Annotated in this window: 10 protein-coding genes; 2 read left to right on the top strand and 8 right to left on the bottom strand. The window is 51.1% G+C overall.

The window, feature by feature from the left end:
• On the top strand, positions 1–206 hold a 206-nt coding region (locus HMPREF9441_RS11065), incomplete at its 5' end, for a fibronectin type III-like domain-contianing protein (RefSeq protein ID WP_244949736.1).
• A 110-nt stretch (positions 207–316) separates the two neighbouring features.
• Here HMPREF9441_RS11065 and HMPREF9441_RS11060 read toward each other — a convergent pair.
• From HMPREF9441_RS11060 to HMPREF9441_RS11045, 4 genes are all read right to left on the bottom strand, one after another.
• Positions 317–1,291, bottom strand: a complete 975-nt coding sequence (locus tag HMPREF9441_RS11060) for a DUF4595 domain-containing protein (RefSeq protein ID WP_008621155.1) — start codon at positions 1,289–1,291, stop codon at positions 317–319.
• A gap of 301 nt (positions 1,292–1,592) precedes the next feature.
• Complete coding sequence (locus HMPREF9441_RS11055; RefSeq protein WP_008621152.1) at positions 1,593–3,881, bottom strand: S9 family peptidase; 2,289 nt, start codon at positions 3,879–3,881, stop codon at positions 1,593–1,595.
• 27 nt (positions 3,882–3,908) lie between these two features.
• Positions 3,909–5,414 carry a TolB family protein gene (locus tag HMPREF9441_RS11050; protein WP_008621150.1) on the bottom strand — a complete coding sequence of 502 codons (1,506 nt, stop codon included), beginning with the start codon at positions 5,412–5,414 and terminating at the stop codon, positions 3,909–3,911.
• A 2-nt stretch (positions 5,415–5,416) separates the two neighbouring features.
• Complete coding sequence (locus tag HMPREF9441_RS11045) at positions 5,417–7,315, bottom strand: DUF6057 family protein (RefSeq protein ID WP_008621149.1); 1,899 nt, start codon at positions 7,313–7,315, stop codon at positions 5,417–5,419.
• Positions 7,316–7,506: 191 nt separating this feature from the next.
• On the opposite strand from HMPREF9441_RS11045, the gene HMPREF9441_RS11040 reads away from it, so the two are divergent.
• A complete protein-coding gene (locus tag HMPREF9441_RS11040; protein WP_008621147.1) occupies positions 7,507–10,626 on the top strand; it encodes a glycoside hydrolase family 2 TIM barrel-domain containing protein in 3,120 nt (1,039 codons plus the stop codon).
• Here HMPREF9441_RS11040 and HMPREF9441_RS17875 read toward each other — a convergent pair.
• The 4 genes from HMPREF9441_RS17875 to HMPREF9441_RS11025 form a co-directional block, all read right to left on the bottom strand.
• Positions 10,605–10,886 carry a hypothetical protein gene (locus tag HMPREF9441_RS17875; RefSeq protein ID WP_008621140.1) on the bottom strand — a complete coding sequence of 94 codons (282 nt, stop codon included), beginning with the start codon at positions 10,884–10,886 and terminating at the stop codon, positions 10,605–10,607. The genes HMPREF9441_RS11040 and HMPREF9441_RS17875 overlap by 22 nt on opposite strands.
• 162 nt (positions 10,887–11,048) lie before the next feature.
• Complete coding sequence (locus HMPREF9441_RS11035) at positions 11,049–13,853, bottom strand: glycosyl hydrolase (RefSeq protein WP_008621139.1); 2,805 nt, start codon at positions 13,851–13,853, stop codon at positions 11,049–11,051.
• 68 nt (positions 13,854–13,921) lie between these two features.
• The gene (locus tag HMPREF9441_RS11030) at positions 13,922–14,920 is read right to left on the bottom strand and encodes a glycoside hydrolase family 43 protein (RefSeq protein WP_008621138.1); all 999 of its coding nucleotides are present in this window, start codon (positions 14,918–14,920) and stop codon (positions 13,922–13,924) included.
• Positions 14,921–15,005: 85 nt separating this feature from the next.
• Positions 15,006–17,006: a tetratricopeptide repeat protein gene (locus HMPREF9441_RS11025; protein ID WP_172634946.1), complete on the bottom strand. Its 2,001-nt coding sequence runs from the start codon at positions 17,004–17,006 to the stop codon at positions 15,006–15,008.
• Positions 17,007–17,022: the final 16 nt, after the last annotated feature.

Genomic DNA, 17,022 nt, shown 5'->3' with positions numbered 1-17,022 from the left:
CGTTGAAGAGCCTTCGAGGTTTCCGTCGTGTGGAACTGAAGTCAGGCGAGAGCCGTACGGTTACCATCGAACTGTCTCCCGATGCTTTCGAGTTCTTCGACACGTCCACGAACACAATGCGCGTGGTTCCCGGTGAGTACGAAATCATGTATGGCAACAGTTCGGACACGCCGGAGGCAAACAAACTGACGGTGGTTTTGCGCTGAGTCCGTATATTTTTGTAGATATTAAAAAAGTTGCGCCTTCACGGGAAACTCCCGGGGCGCAACTTTTTGGATATAAAGTCGGGCGGAAAATCCGTCCGACGGTATGCGGGTTAATACCGGATAGGTTTTGCTTTCCGGTGGATACGGTGTGCCCGTCTTGTTTCCAGGCTCTTTTGGGCCGGGTCCACGTAGGCTTCCACGGCTTGTCCGTTATATCCGAATGTATAGGTCCGTTCTACATACCCGGCTGCATTCCAATACTCCAGAGAAGCCAATGAGCCGTTTTCATTGTAATGCGGGACAAGCGTTTTTTCATATTCATAGTAGACTTGCCCGTCTTCTATTTCAGTATATTTTACGGAGGTGGGGATGTCCTTGGTGGTCTTTCCGAACAGTCCGGCATACCACATGAAGTCGTAAGTCATGTACCACATTCCATCAAAATAAATACCGGGGTTCGGTTGTCCTTCTCCATACGTGTATTTGTAAATGGTCGTCAGAACTCCTGATTCTTCATTGTCTGAATAGCGGTCTTCAACTTGTACGCTGAGCAGGTTGCCGTTGTTCCAAGTGTAAGTGATTTTATAGTTCTCCGTGTATCCAGGGCCTGTTGAGTTCACTTGTTTTTCAGTGATATGCCCATCCGCGTCGTATGCCATGGTGGCCTGTCCGTTTGTCTTTTCGGTCTCGCCATCGTACACGTCCGTGGATTGGTAAGTGGCCGACGTGGCAAATCCCTTGTCGTTTACCTTGATATTGGTGTAGGTTTCCACGGAACTTTCATCGCCGCTGTCTCCGTATTGCATTTCAACCTTGATGGTGAGCGGATTGTGGCTGATGGTGAAAGTACCGTTCGGGTTGGATAACGTACCGCTTGTTAGTTTGCCGTCAGTGTAATTGAATACTTCCCAACTTCCGTTGATGGAGGTCACCGGGAATTGTATGCCCAGATCCTGACTTACGTCCGGAGTTGTCGTGGCTTGGTCTCCCGGAGGAGTGGGGTCAGTCTTTTTTTCGTCGTCATCGCTACAGGAAGCGAATCCTACTGCCAAGAGGCAGCATGTCCATAACAAATGTTTCTTCATAAAGTTTGAATTTAAATGGTTGGTAATTGGGTTTGTCTCTCCGTAAGAGAGCGATCGCTCACACAAAGTTAGGATTTACCAAGGAACTAAGCAAACAAAAGTGAACAAAAATCAAACACTGCATACAAAATCCAGAAAACAAATTCCATATACTCCTTTGGTTATCAAGCAGTAAATACCCACTGTACGCTCTCTTACGGAGAGATAGATTTCCAATAGCCATAAAATGAGGCTAAGTATGGCTTTCATACGCAGACAGCCCGCCGGATTCCGGCGGGCTGTCTGCGTATGAAAGTTCTTTCTATTTTCGTTTCAATTCTTCCCATTTCGGTGGTTCCACTCCCATGAGCTCTTTTACGAAGAAATCGAAACGCTTGTGTTCCCCGTAGCTTTCACCCATGCTGTGCCTTACGCCCGGCAGGACCACCAACTCGAAATCCTTGTTGGCTTTGATGAGAGCATCGACCACTTGCATGGTGGAGGCCGGATCCACGTTGTCGTCCATTTCTCCTACCACGAGCATCAGCGGGCGTGTCAGCCGGTGGGCGTTTTCCACGTTGGAGCAAGCGATGTAGCTGCTGTCCACCGGATAGCCCATCCATTGTTCGTTCCACCAGATTTTGTCCATCCGGTTGTCGTGGCAACCGCAACTGGAGTAGGATGCCTTGTAGAATTCCGGGTGGAAAAGTACGGCGGCCAAAGCTTCCTGTCCTCCGGCAGAGCAACCGTATATCCCCACACGGGTACTGTCCATATAGGGGTACTTTTCCGCTGCCGCCTTGATCCACTGGATACGGTCGGGGAAACCGGCATCTTTCAGGTTCTTATAGCACACCTCTTCAAACTTCTTTCCGCGATAGGATGTCCCCATGGCGTCGAGCTGCACAACGATGAATCCCAATTCGGCCAGTGCCGTCGTATATCCGTTGTAGGGAAGGAAGCTTTTGGGCGTGTAAGCATCTCCGGGGCCGGAATAGATGTATTCGATGACCGGATATTTCTTTTGCGGGTCGAAATTGGTCGGACGTTGGATGATGCCCCACATAGGTGTCACGCCGTCCCGTCCGGGAGCGGTGAAGATTTCAGGGGCAGTCCATCCGGCCGATTTGATTTTGCTTAAATCCGCTTGTGCCAATGTCCGTCCCTCCGCTTTCTCGCCTTGTGTCGTGCGCAGGACGGTGACGGGAGCCTGTTCTGCTGTGGAATATTTGTCAATCCACAGGGTGTAATCTTCATTGAAGACGGCCGAGTGGTTTCCTTCTTCTGGCGTGAGGCAGGTCATTTGCTTGCCGTCCATGTTTATTTTATAGTAATGTACATGGTAAGGGTCTTCTTTGGGATTTACACCACTGGCCGTAAAGTAAATCACTTGGTTGTCTTCGTCCACTTTGAGTACGCGGCGCACCACCCAGTCGCCCTTTGTGATTTGCCGGGACACCTTGCCTTTCTCCATGTCGATCATGTAGAGGTGGTTCCAGTTGTCCCGTTCGCTCATCCATATCATTTCTTTCCCGCCTTTCAGGACATGGCGGAACATACGGCTGTAGTTGACAAAGGTGGGGCTGCTTTCCTCCACGAGTGTGCGTACCTTTCCGGTTTCCGCATCGAGTTCCAGCACGCGGTAGGTCTTATGGCCGCGTTCGTTATATTCAAAAGTCACCGCTTTCCCGTCTTCTTTCCATTCCGGACCGTATAAGTCGTACTGGCGGTCGAAGACTTCGGTAGACGGAATGACGGCCTGCCCTGTTTCCACGTTGAATATGCAAGGCACCTTGAAGCGCAATTCATCGCCCGGCTTGGCGTATTCCTGTTGGTGAAGGATGGGCTGAAGCTGGCTTTTGGGCGAGCTTTCCACGTAATATACATACCGTTTCTGGGCCGGACGTATCTTGTTGGCACATACGTACTTGCCGTCCGGGCTCCATTTGAGCCAACTAGAATAGTAATTGCCGGCCGTCCCGTCGTTGCTCAACGCCCGTTCGTGGCGGCCGTCCCGATCGCTGACGTACACATTGTCGTTCTTGATATAAGCTTGCCGTTTCCCGTCGGGTGACGCTACGGGAGCCGCCCCTTTCTCATCGTCCACTTCCATCCAGTGACGCGGTTTTTTCCATGGTCTTTTGGAGGCAGGCAGGGTTTCTTTGCTGCCTAACCGTAGTCCGGCGGTGCAAGCTTCTTCGACTTTCCATTTGTAACCGTCGAATTCGAAGGATACGGACGTGGGTTGGTTCTCGTCCACACTCAAGCGTGACAGTCTTAGCGTGTTTCGTGGGATGTCCTTTCCGGTCTCGCGGGAAAGCAGTTCTGCCAAGGCCTTCATGTGAATTGCTTTTACGTCAGCCGTTTTCACGTCTCCCGTTACTTTGCCTACGTAATAGTCTGTCCCTTCCGGCGTATAGACAGAGTAGTGGAATGTAGTTTTTCCGTCCCATCGTATGTCTGTCGGGTCGTTATACACCTGTGTGGCATTGAACTTTTCGTAGAGGGAATATGCCCTCCGGTAGTCTTCCAATGTGCCTTGTGCCTGTCCGTTTGCCGCTATGAAGCATAGCGCCGGGAGCAGCAGGCTTTTAATCGTTTTGTTTCTCATTACTTTTTGATAGGTTTTTTATCGTGTTTAGTTCTTTTGTCGTGCCGGTCGGGCTTCGGTGTCCCTGATAAGCGAGGCGAACGCCTGCGGGGTTATCTCGACCGGTCCGTTCATGAATTCAGGGATGTTGTAGCTTCGCATGAAGCGCCGGTGCATGTCGGGCACCTCCTGCGGCAACTCGAAAGGTTTGCGCCCTTTGCCGTTTTTGTCGATGTAGGCAATGAAAGGCCGTGTGTAGTTTCCGTCGTAACGTCGGCTACTGAAGACCACCCACCGTCCGTTACTGCTCCACGAGTGGTAGCTTTCCACATCGTCAGAGTTGATTTCCGTCATGGGACGTACTTGGCGTGTACGTAAGTCCATCAGGTAGAGGTCCGCGTCTTTGTGCCAGATGTGGAACACGCCGAACTCCCCGAGCGTAAACATCAGGTAGTGTCCGTCGGGCGATATGCGCGGCAACGTGGCACTCTTTCCGCGTGCGGCCGCGTCGAATACCAATTCGGGCGGACCTATCCGGCGGCTGGCCGGGTCGAAGCTTCTCCGGAAAAGATTGTATTTGATTTCCTTATAGCGCAGGATGGTTTCGTTGTCTAAGTTCTCTATCGTGTCCTTGCGTACGAAACGGGCTGAGGCATAATAAAGGTATTTGCCGTCCGGGCTCCACCACGGGAATACTTCCAATTCGTCGGTATCGCCCGGGATGCGCGTCACTTCGTTTTTCTCCACGTCGTAAAGTATCAGGTCGCTGAGCATGTCTTGTACTTCCACTTTCTGTAAGTCACGTGTGTGGAACGTCTGCCCGGTCTGGTTGACCGAGTAAGCGATGAGCTTTTCCGTCGGGTGCCAGGCGGGATATACTCCGCCCGAGATGAGCGAATCCGTTTTCAGGTTGGCTTTGACCAATGTACCGTCGTATGCAATGACCGTTCCGGCACGGTCTTCCCTCACGTGGAACTGCATACGCCGGGGATTGTAGTTCTGGTAGGAATGGCAGTTGATACATTGTGCATGTTCCACATCGGTGTTCATCATATTACCGTAAATGACGCTTTCATCGAAGCTGGTCAAATCGCGTTGGTTGAGGGTCAAGTCCCGGTAGGTGACATACGAAGGACTGATGAGGCGGTAGGAGAGGTAAGGGTCTATGTCCTCTTCGGCTACATGGATTTTAAATGGCCGGCGGCGCATCCATTGTCCGTCGTGTTCCACAAAGACTTCCACGTCGAGCGCACCACCTTTGGCCGAGGCCAGCATGTCGCGCCACTGCGAGACGGAGGGAGTCACTTCCCGTTCGTCCGTGGTCCATTCTCCTCCGGGATATTTGATGCGGGCTGCATAAGCGTCAGCCTTCTCGTCCACGATGAAACGCAACGGGGCTATGTTCGGCGGTACCGTCACGTCTGTATAGTCGGGATAAATGTCCGGTGCGTCCTGACTTTCTGTATAGGCATCAGGCATTTGGGGGCTGCAAGCAAAACAAAGGGCGGCCAGCCATCCGCCGGTCAGGGTCTTCAGAACGTGAGCAATTTTCATGGTTAGTAGGTTTGTAATCCGTTGACTAAAAAATAGAAATAATAGAAGGTGTTGCCGAACTGCGGCCGGAAAGCCTCCGCCATTTGTGCCTCCGTCATACCGGCGCATTGTTGGGTGAACTCCATAAAACGCTGGTAACTGTCTTTCACTTCCTGGTCGAAAGGCATGTGGCTGATGTCTACCTTGTTTTCCAGATGGCCGTACAAGTAGGCAGCTTCCTGGTAGTGGCGCGGCATGGGCTTCCCGTTATGCAGGGTGGCATATTGGAAGAAGCGAGGCCAGAAAATGTCGATGTCCTTCATCTGTAAGGCCGCTATCAAGGTCTGTTCCTGATAGAGTGGGTCGTCGCTCTCGCCGTAAGCAAAGGTTCGCAGCAGGAACATTTCGATGACGTTCAGGTCCGAGTTCAGTTTGTCTTCCCTGGGCAGTAGCCGGATAATCGGCGCAAACTCTTTGCTTTTCCGTATTTGTTCCGGATGGTCGAGGTAAGTCTCGTATTTCTCGGCCCACTCTTTGTGGAAAAGAGTGCGTTTGAGCATGTCGATGTATTTGCGTGCCACTTTGTAGTCGCCGCCCGCGATAGAAGTTTTGGCCATGTATTTCAGGTATTCCGTCCGCCATCCGAAAGTCACACCGTCTTCCATGCACCAACGATAGCAATAGTTTTCCTGTCCGTAATGGTAATACAAGGCTTTACCGCCTACGTGGGCCAACCGTACGAGGAACGGCGCGTTGGGGCGTGCGCCTCCTTCCCTGTATTGGAACATTTCGTCACCGGCCCGTCCGAGGCGGAACAAAGCCAGGTTCTTGTTCATGACCATCAGGCGGGTTGGCTCTGCCGTCCCGCTCAGGAAAATGGCCGGAATCTGTTCCCAGTCTTCTTCCTCTATGGCACGTGCCATCAGCAGTTCCTTGCGGAAATTCTCATCCACATACCACGCCTTTTTCAATCCCCATGCAGTGGCCGCCCATACGAGCAAGTGAGCCAGAAGGATGAGGGGATATTTCTTGATGGCCGGCACGTAATCATAGAGGACGGCACCCGCCAGTGGCAGGAAAAACAATATATAATAAGGTGTACGATAGTCTGCGAATACTTCTCCGCCTGCATCGAAACTCGGCAGGGCAGCCGTGTAGATTTCGCTGATGGCTGTTTGGCTATAAAAATGCCATGCCGCAAGGGGGACTCCGACGAGCAGCAACAGTCCCCATACCGTAGGGGTGACGCGGTTCTTATATAGCGTACCCGGCATACGCCAACAGAGCACTACCATGTAGCCCGTGCCGGCCAATGCGTATGCTCCGAATAAAGGATAACCGGCGAGAAGCCATACGGTCATCCACGCGTAGCCCCAATATGGGTTCCGGTTGGCTGTACGGCTGAAAATCCATACGGCCGACAGGGCCGCCAATATGCCAAGGGAGCCCGTGAAGAAATAACCTTGTAATTTGATATAATAAATGAAATAGCCCATCTCCACTATGCCGGCCAACAGGGCGGCCGGAACCAAGGCGGGAAGAAAACTCCATGAAGGGGAAAGCCGGAAGGCCGAGCGCATGACGAAGCAAATGCAGACCCAAACGGCTATGAGAAGGGCTGTCCCGGCAGCCGGGTAATAAAAAAACTGCGTGAGGAAACAGGCTGCCCATTGCAATGTGCCGCCCGGATATGCCGAGAGCGTATGATAGAAAGTACTGTCCGGCAAGAAGAGGTTGAGCTCTTGTATCCGGAAAAGCGTTTCTTTCTCATAAGTGTACAGGCAAAAGCCGAGAATGACAGGAAAGACGATGCCATAGAACCATGGCATCCCTTTCTCCACGTAACGTCGGAACCGTATGTCCGCCTTGCCGGACGGGGCGTAGGCTTCGGGATTGAACGGTTGTGAAAAGTCGGTATTCATGATATTTAAGTTATTTTTTCCACAAAGGATTAGGTTTTCCCCTTCAAAGTTAATAAATCTTGTGCGAACACGTAATATTTTAGCAAAAAACTTTGCATTTTAGAGAGAAAAAAGAACAAAAAACGTATCTTTGTATGCAGTTTCTAAATGATTAACTAACCGCGTCTATGACGCAATAAAACAAATGTACCATGTTTAGACAATTGATGTTTTCTTGTGCTTGTCTGGCCGTTCTTTCGGCTGAGGCGCAAAAAGACAAACCTTGGTGGTTGGACCCCGAGGTGAACGAAGTAAACACCATGGCTCCGCGTGCGGCGTTTTTCGCATACGAGACAGAGAATCTGGCAAAGGCAGACCAGAAAGCCCGGTCGGAACGTTATCTGTCATTGGAAGGCAAGTGGAAATTCAATTTTTCCAAGGACCACGACAAGGCCCCTCGCGACTTCTATTCCCTGAAGTACGACGATTCGCAATGGACGGACTTTCCCGTGCCCGGCATCCTGGAGTTGAATGGTTACGGAGATGCCATTTACAGCAACAATGGTTATCCATGGAGAACACAATTCAGACCCGAACCGCCTTTCGTGGAAGAGCGTAACAATTATACGGGGTCGTACCGTAAGATGGTGACCGTGCCTGCCGATTGGAAAGGTGAGCGGATTTACCTGCACGTGGGTTCGGCTACGTCCAACCTGATGGTATGGGTGAACGGCAAATTCGTGGGATACAGCGAAGACAGCAAGGTGTCGGCGGAATTCGACCTGACGAAGTATCTCACGCCGGGCAAGGAGAACCTGATTGCCATGCAGGTGATGCGTTGGTGCGACGGTTCGTACCTTGAAGACCAGGATTTCTGGCGTTTTACGGGAATAGCCCGTGAAGTATATCTCTATGCACGTCCTCAGGCCCACATCGCCGACTTGTTCATTACGCCCGATTTGGTGAACAATTATCAGGACGGAACGTTGGAGGTGAAACTGAACGCCGTGGGAGCCAAGGGTGAGACCGTGATGTTCTCCCTGAAAGACAAGGAAGGAAAAGAAGTGGCTGCACAGACGGCTAAAGTCGGAGGAAACGGTGAAGTAAAAATAAACTTCGATATCAAAAATCCTTTGAAGTGGACTGCCGAGACGCCGAACCTCTATACTTTATATACTACCTTGATGGACGGCAAGCAGGTGGCCGAGGTTGTGCCGCAGCGCGTGGGATTCCGCAAGGTGGAAATCAAGAACGCCCAGGTGTTGGTAAACGGACAGCCGGTGTTGTTCAAGGGAGCCAACCGTCACGAACTCGACCCGGTGACGGGGTATGTGGTGTCGATGGACCGCATGCTGGAAGACATCCGCGTGATGAAAGAGCTGAACATCAATGCTGTGCGTACCTGTCATTATCCCAACGACCCGCGTTGGTATGAACTTTGCGACATATACGGCATCTACATGGTGGCTGAAGCCAATATCGAAAGCCACGGAATGGGCTACGGCGACAAGACGTTGGCCAAGGAGCCGACTTATGAGAAGGCACACTTGGAGCGCAACGAAAGCAATATCAAGATTTACAAGAACCATCCTTCCATCATCTTCTGGAGCGTGGGTAACGAAGCCGGTTACGGGCCTAACTTCGAGAAGGCGTATGACTTGGTGAAGGCGTACGACCCGAGCCGTCCGTGCCAGTATGAACAGGCCGGACAGAACGGCAAGACGGATATCTTCTGCCCGATGTATTACGATTACGGCGGCTGCGACAAGTACTCGCAGGGCGACAACCCGCGTCCGCTCATCCAGTGCGAGTATGCTCATGCCATGGGCAACTCCATGGGAGGATTCAAGGAATATTGGGACATGGTACGCAAGTATCCGAAGTACCAAGGCGGTTTCATCTGGGACTTTGTGGACCAGGGGCTGCGCGTGAAGAACAAACAGGGCAAGACGATATATGCTTACGGAGGCGACTTTGGCCGTTATCCCACCAGCGATCATAATTTCAACTGCAACGGTATCATCAATCCCGACCGCAAACCGAATCCTCATGCCAACGAAGTGCGTTACTACTATCAGAACATCTGGGCTACGGCCAAGGATTTGAAGGTCGGCGAGGTGGAAGTTTACAATGAGAACTTCTTCAAGTCGCTTGACGACGTGGAATTGCAGTGGACGTTGGAGTCGGAAGGAAAAATATTGGCCAACGGGCGGAATGCGCTCGACATTCCCGCACAGCAGAAACGTGTGGTGAAACTGGATGGTTACAGTTTGCCTGCGGACGTGAAAGGCGAAGTGGTGCTGAACCTCGACTTCGTGCTGAAGAAAGCCGAACCGATGCTCGATGCTGGCTATGCCGTGGCACGCGAACAGTTCGTGGTGAATCCTTATACTTTCCCCACGATGGAAAGCGTATTGGCTGTCACTTCCGGCAAATATGACACCCGGAAAGTGGAAAAAGAAGAAAAGGTGGCATGGGTCACATTGTCGGCAGGAAACACTTCTGTCACTTTCAACCATTGGAACGGTTGGATTGACTACCTTGGCGTGGACGGGAAACCGATGTTGGAAGAGGGCTATGCCATTACTCCCGATTTCTGGCGTGCGCCGACCGACAACGACTACGGGGCAGGCACACAACGCAAGTTGCATGCTTGGAAGAATCCTGAGATGAAGATGAAGTCGTTCAAGGTGGTGGAAAATGAAGGCAAGGCCGAGAAGGGCGTCGAAGTGGTATATGACATGCCGTCGGTAGAGGCTACGTTGACGATGACTTATACGTTGACTCCGGCAGGTGAACTGGTGGTCAATGAGGCTATGACGGTCAATAAGGATGCCAAGCACAAGCCGGAACTGATGCGCTACGGTATGCAGTTGGTTATGCCGAAAGCCTATAATATGCTGACCTATTACGGAAAGGGACCAGGCGAGAACTACATCGACCGTAACAACGGAGACCGTTTAGGGGTGTACGACGCGAAGGTGGCCGACCAGTATTGGGGCTATGTACGTCCGCAGGAAAGCGGAAACAAGACTGAGGTACGCTATTGGCAGGTGAAGGATGAGAACGGCAAGGGATTGGAGTTCTATTCTTTCGCCCCGATGGAATGCAGCACGTTGAACTATTTGGCTTCGGATTTGGATGACGGTTGGGACAAGAACGCCCACCAGAGCCATTCCGGCGACTTGACACCCCGTGATTTCAGCGTGGTCAAGTTGGCAGCGCGTCAGCGCGGATTGGCTTGCGTGAACAGTTGGGGAGCTATTCCGCTCGAACAGTACCGCATGCCTTATCAGGATTACAGCTTTACTTACGTAATCCGTCCGTTATGATGATACAATTTTCTATGTTTTAAATTTAGGTTAAATGTGAGGGGGTGTCTTCGTGAGAAGGTGCCCCTTTTTTTATGGGCAAGACGCAGAGGAGGGGGAAGGCTTCGTTCAAGATTTAAGGATTTTGGAAAGGCTTTTTCGTCGGGCTGAGATTTGAAAATCGTTTGCCGCAGAACGGAAAATCGTTCGCCTGAGATTGATTTTTTGTTTGGCGCAGAACGGAACGCCAATTTCTTCATACCTATAAATACTTGTTTCATAGCCTGTTGCGTTTTCTTTTGAAAGATATGGGTGTGTCGCTGTATGTCAATATAAATCTATGAAAACGATTCGCCCCCGAATGGCAGGATATGCCGTTCGGGGGCGAACTGTTGATACTGTGGCAAGGCCGTCTGATGCCTTGCGGAAGCCCTTGTGAGAGGTTATGGAACCATTACCTTGACGGAGTGGCTTCCGGCTTTTACCACATAAATACCTCTTGAAAGGCGTGCCGTACGGGGAACCTGTTGGCCGCTGATGGCGTAAATCCGGTAATTGTCCGTACCGTCTACGATAACATGGCCGTCACGTACGAAAACTTTGAACGGGGCGGATCCGATTGTACCTTTGATACCTGATTCACCTTCTTTGGGAGAACTTACGGCTATCCAGCCCATGATATCGCCATTGTTGGTGGCGTTGTCTATTTCCTTGATAGTTTCGTTGGTCTTGTCCTTTTGGCGGATGATTTTCACTCCTGTGGTGGCGGGCACGTCTTTGATGTCCGTATTGCTTTCGTCCGTCGTGTAGCTGCTGATTCTGTATACGGAGGCACAATCATAGTTGTTGGTCTGGGGACCAAACAGCATGATGGGGCTGAACAATCCTATGGCATTGCCCGTCTCGTCCACGAGATTGACTTCGCGGGCACGTCGGCCGTCCACCTTGTCTTCTGTATTGCGACCCACAGTCAGAATCTTGCCGTCTTCCATCTTGGCGGTTCCCGGAGTGGCTGCCACGTAGAAGATGTCTTGTCCGGCAAAAGTGCTGGTCGTTTCGTCCACAGCGGCTTGTCGGGCCAGTTTGACAGCGAAGCCTTTGTTCGTGATGTCCCAAACCTTGACTACGTAGGGATATGCCTTGTAGCGCGACAGCACGTTGGCAATGACTACCGGAGTTACACCTTCGGGGAACGGGGTGGCAAAACTGATCCACGTGGTGTCGTTCTTGATTTTGCTTGCACTTTCTCCCACTTCCATCGTGATGTCACCGATTTGGTGGGCACCCTTGCGCAGTACCATGAAGTCTGTGGTTTCCGGTTCCGTGATGGTTTGTTCGTAGTCCCCTTCGTTCCAAGGGAAGGCCCAGAAGGAGAATTTGTCGCTCAGCACGCTGACCACTGTATTGACTGGTACGACCTTTGAATCGTTATAGGAAAGCAAGCCTGCAAAAACGGCCGGTTTTTCATCTTCACCGATGGCATCGAATTCCGTATTGAACTCCTGTGTATCGCTGATTTCCAGGGTGCCGTACTGGAAGCCCGGTTCTCCCTTGGCTGCCACCAACGAGAGCTGTACTTCGTCCGTAGAACGCACGTTCCCGTCCATGTCGAAGTTGCGCACCCGGTACGTGTAAGTTCCCCGTTTGAAATCTTCGGGGAAGACTTCGTTGTACGCATAGGAATTCTTGTCCGGAGCTTCGTATTTCTGCAAGGTTTGCCATTCGCCATCGTCCAAGCGCATTTCCAACAATGTGGAATCGGTGAAGCCCATGTTGTTCTTATACTCCCAATTGAGAGCCAACTTACGTGTGCGTTCGGTATATTCCAAAGTCAGTCCTGAGGGCGTGCTGTACACCACCTTGGGCACGAACTCGTAGGATTTTCTGTAACCCATACCCGAGTTCATTTCGCCATACCATTTACCAAGAATGGAAATTTCGGAAGGGTTGCCGTCTTTTCCATACTTGTAAAGTTTGGAGCAATCGGCTTCGCTGTTCCAATAGGCATAACGTTCCACATAGTCGAAACTGTTCCAGTTGGTAAGCACCTTGCTCATTACGTCGTAGTTCTTCTGTTGGTTCTCGATGGAAAACGAACGGTCTGTGGCGAAGATACCATTGTTGTTCCATGAAGCTCCCCAAACGAATTCCGACACCCAAATGGGGCGTTTGTATTTGTCATAATAACCCTTCAGTTGGTTGTTCAAGTTCCATTCAGGCCAATAGCAGTGCATGTCGAGAATATCGCAACGCCAACCGCGTTTGTCGATTTCTGTCATGAACTGTTCTAACCATGAGAGGCTTCCGTCGTGGGATGAAGGGGAACACAGGCGCATGCCGGTAGCCATAAGGTTTTCCCAGTTGTTGAGCACGGTCTCCACGCTTTGCGGATGGTCGTCGGCACTGTTGCCCGGTTCGTTGTTGGTCTGCATGTGGCAGGATTGGGTCACCTTTCCGCAGGTTGAGACAGAAGGCCAGTCTTCATAGATGTGATGGGGAACCCATTCGCAGTCCGGCTCGCGGCTTGCATTGCCCTGTCCCCAGTCATAGCACCATGTTACTTTGAGGGCGTTGACGATTTCTTCACTTGCATCGCTGGCGATACCTTTTTTCTGGAAATTATGCCACTTGAACACGCGATAGGAAGAAATCCTGTGGTCGAGCTCCATAGGTAGCTCGGCAAACTCCAAGTCTTCCTTATCGGCGACGAAACAGCGGCTGTAACCTTTTCCGCCGGGATTGTTGGAAAAAGTCACCATGTAGCCTCTCTTCAGTTTGAAGCTCCTGATTCGATTGTTGAGCTTGGCGGTCGAAAGGGTATTCATGTAGCCGTTGGAATTTTCCAGTCCGAAATCATTGACGGATTCCCCTCCGAAGTTGGGCTCGGAATAGACCGTCAGCGGTTTGATGTCTTTGCTGTAAGGAAAGATGATGGCGCCATGGGCATACATTTTCACTTGACAGTTCTCATCGTTGACCGCCGGCTCCCCATTAATCTTAATGAAGGAAAGGTAACTGAGAGCCTCGCTTGGACGCAGGTTTTCCAGAATCACGACGGCATGTTCCGTATTGGTGATATTGATACTGCCCGGCGTGGCGAACGGGGTTGTACCCGTCACGATGTAATCCACATCTTCGCTAAGGGTGACGGAAGATGTTACTTGTTCTATTTTCTGGGTCGTGTTTTCGGCAATAGCTGTCTGTCCCAACGCGAGAGCCAATGCAAAGGTTAATAGTTGCGTTTTCATTATTTACTATAGGTTTTATAATTTATGGGTTAGTTTCAATGGGGCGGATGGTTTGGGCCGCCTTCCGGTTACTTCGTGTTGGGAAACGCCTTTTGCAGCCGTTTCAGCTCTTTTTGGGTGATGGCGATGACCGTGCCGTGGCGCGGAGTGAACGCTCCCTGAGTGGCTGTATCCTGCACGCGTTTGAACTTCATCAGGTCTTTGCTGGTGCAGAACTGGTAGTGCCCGTTCATGTAGCAGTCGTACATCAGAACCCAGTCTCCTTCTATCCGTTGGAACACGCCGGAACCTTCCACCGCTTTGTCGGTATCTTCAAACGTACCGGGCAACAGTTCCCATTCTGCCGGATTGTGCAAGTCTTTGGCCAGATATTGGCGTATGCCTTTTTTCTGTTCGCCTTCGGTTTTGAAAAAGATGTGATAAGTTCCATTGTCGTCTTGCACGATATCCGTGTCGATGGAAGGTTTCTTGTAGTCGAACAGGACTTTGGGCTCTCCTTCAAGGTCGCTGAAATCTTCATTGGCGTATGCCCAAAAGACCTTGTCGTAGGGGCACTGTCCGTCGTCGGTCAGGATAGAAAAGTACACCATGTATTTTTTTGCCTTCTTGTCGTAGATGGTTTGCGGCGCCCATACGCGGATGACGTTGGCGAACATCGTGTTGGCATATTTTTCAGGGAAGTTTACCGTGTGGTGCGTCCAGTTGACCATGTCTTTGCTGCGCATCAGTACGATGCCCCGGTTGGAGGTCCATCCTTGACTGGAACGCATGTCGGTGACTACCATGTAGAAGTAGCCGTCTTCGCCTCTTAAGATATGAGGATCGCGTACCCCCTTCTTTAAAGAAATCGTGTCGGAGGAAATGACGGGCTTGCCGTCATTCAACGGAGTATAGCTGAACCCGTCCGTGCTGATGGCATAACAGATTTGTTCCTGTTCGGGAGCGTTACCTGTGAAATAGGTAAAAAGGTAAGCTACTTTCTTTTTGGCTTGGAGGGTTGTGGTGCTTGCGAATGTACCGGCACACACAAGGCAAATGCCTAACACTGTCTTTAGGTTTTTTCTCATGTTGGATATGAATAGGTTAATAAACGGTCAAATGTACGAAAATAGCTTTATTTGTGTGCGCAAACCGATTGCTTATTAACTAAGATTAACGCCCCTTGTGCTTTTCCCGAAGCGTTTCCGCGATAGCCCAGTGGATAGCGGCCTCTTCTTCCTTGCCGCAGCGCGACAGGGCATCGCCAAACAGTTCGTGAGCTTTGGCGTGTTCGGGCTTAAGGGATACGGCTTTGTCGAAATCGGCGACGGCCAGTTCGGTACGTCCGCAAAGCAGGTGGTTCTTTCCCCGGTTGTAGTGCACTTTGAAGTTGGCCGTGCTGAGTTCGGCGGCGCGGTTGAAGCATTGGAGGGCATCTTCGTATTCTCCATGGTCTTGCAGCGTGACGCCTTTGCGTATCCATGCGTCTACGTATGAAGGGTCGAGCGACAAGGCCTTATCGTAATTGGCCAGGGCGGCACGCAGGTTATGGGCCTGAAGAATGGAAGCGTTGCCCAGTTCGTAATATTCATGGGCGTACTGCTGCATCTGTTTGCGTTGGGCTGCCATTTGTCGTTTCAACTCTTCGTTCTCGCGTTTAAGTCGGCTGATGATATTGAGTTTGCTGCAAATGAACCGTTTGATGACCGGTTTTTCGATGTCGTATCTGCTGTGTATGGCTATGAAGAAGTGGTCGAGGCTTTCACGGAAGTCATCGCGGTCGAATGCCTGTACGGCGGCTTGGTATTCGATGTCGGCTTTGGCTTTCTTCATGGCTTGCTCGATAGCCTTTTCGTCATTGAATTGTTGGGCGAACCGGATGATTTCTGGCTTGACGAAAATATCCGAACGGGATATTTCCTTCTTCAGACATATACCTTCCAATGAAGTGCAGCGGCTCAAGGCTACATATACCTGTCCTCCGGCGAAGACGCCACCGGTGAAGTCGATGGTCACTTTACGGAAAGTCAGCCCCTGGCTTTTATGGATGGTGATGGCCCAAGCCAATCGCAGGGGGAACTGCCGGAAGATGCCGAGTTCTTCCTCTTCTATCTTTTTTTCTTGCTCGTTGTAGGTGTAGCGCACGTTGCTCCACACTTCGCGGGTGACTTCCATTTCGGTTCCGTCTTCCGTGACGACGTAGATATGGCCGTTCTTTTCGTCTATGGCCGAAACGGTACCCAGAGTTCCGTTTACCCAACGTTTGTCTTGGTCGTTTTTGACGAAAATGACTTGTGCGCCGGGTTTAAGTTCCAGTTCCATCAGCGTGGGGAGCGAACTTTCCGGGAACTCGCCTTGTATTTCGCCTTTAAAGAGTGTGCTCTCGGTGTCTATTTCGGATAGTTTCCGGCGGTTGATGAAATCTACGTTGTCCCTTCGGGTGGCCAGGGTAATATTCAGTCCATGGCTCAACTTGTCATCGTTCGTCCGGTTCCAACGGCTGTTGAGCAGTTGCAGGTCGGCACTTCCGGCCTGGTTGGTACGGATATGGTCGAGCACGGCGATGAAGGCGGCATCTTGCTGGCGGTACACTTTCTTCAGTTCTATGGAGACGAGGCGCATCTCCTGGAATACTTTGGCCGAGAAGAAATAAGGCGTAGGGTAGTAACGGTTCAGGATTTCTCGTTCGTCCGCTTTGACAACCGGTTCCAGTTGGAATATATCTCCGACAAGCAATAACTGCTTTCCGCCGAACGGTTCGCGCAGGTTGCGGCTGTAGAGGCGCAGGATGCGGTCGATGAAGTCGATGATGTCCGCCCGTACCATTGAGATTTCATCGATAATGATCAGTTCTGTTTCACGCACCAGCTTTTGATGGGCGGAATTGTATTTCAGGAACTCTTTCAGTTTGCGGAAGCTGAACCGAGGGTCGTCGGGCAGGAGCGGGTGGAAAGGGAGCTTGAAAAAGCTGTGCAGGGTGCTGCCTCCGGCATTGATGGCTGCTATGCCGGTCGGTGCCAATACCACGTGCTTCTTCCGTGTGTGGCTGCAGATATACTTCAGTAAGGTGGATTTACCCGTACCGGCTTTGCCTGTGAGGAAAACCGAGTTACGGGTAAACTGTATGAGTTTCAGCGTGCTTTGGAACTCCGGGTTCTGAAGGTCTATTTCAATGTCTTCTTTCAAATCT

Origin of the sequence: Paraprevotella clara YIT 11840 (assembly GCF_000233955.1) — a bacterium.
Lineage (GTDB): Bacteria > Bacteroidota > Bacteroidia > Bacteroidales > Bacteroidaceae > Paraprevotella > Paraprevotella clara.
Note: the sequence above shows the minus strand (reverse complement) of the source record. Positions and strands in the feature narration are given on the sequence as shown.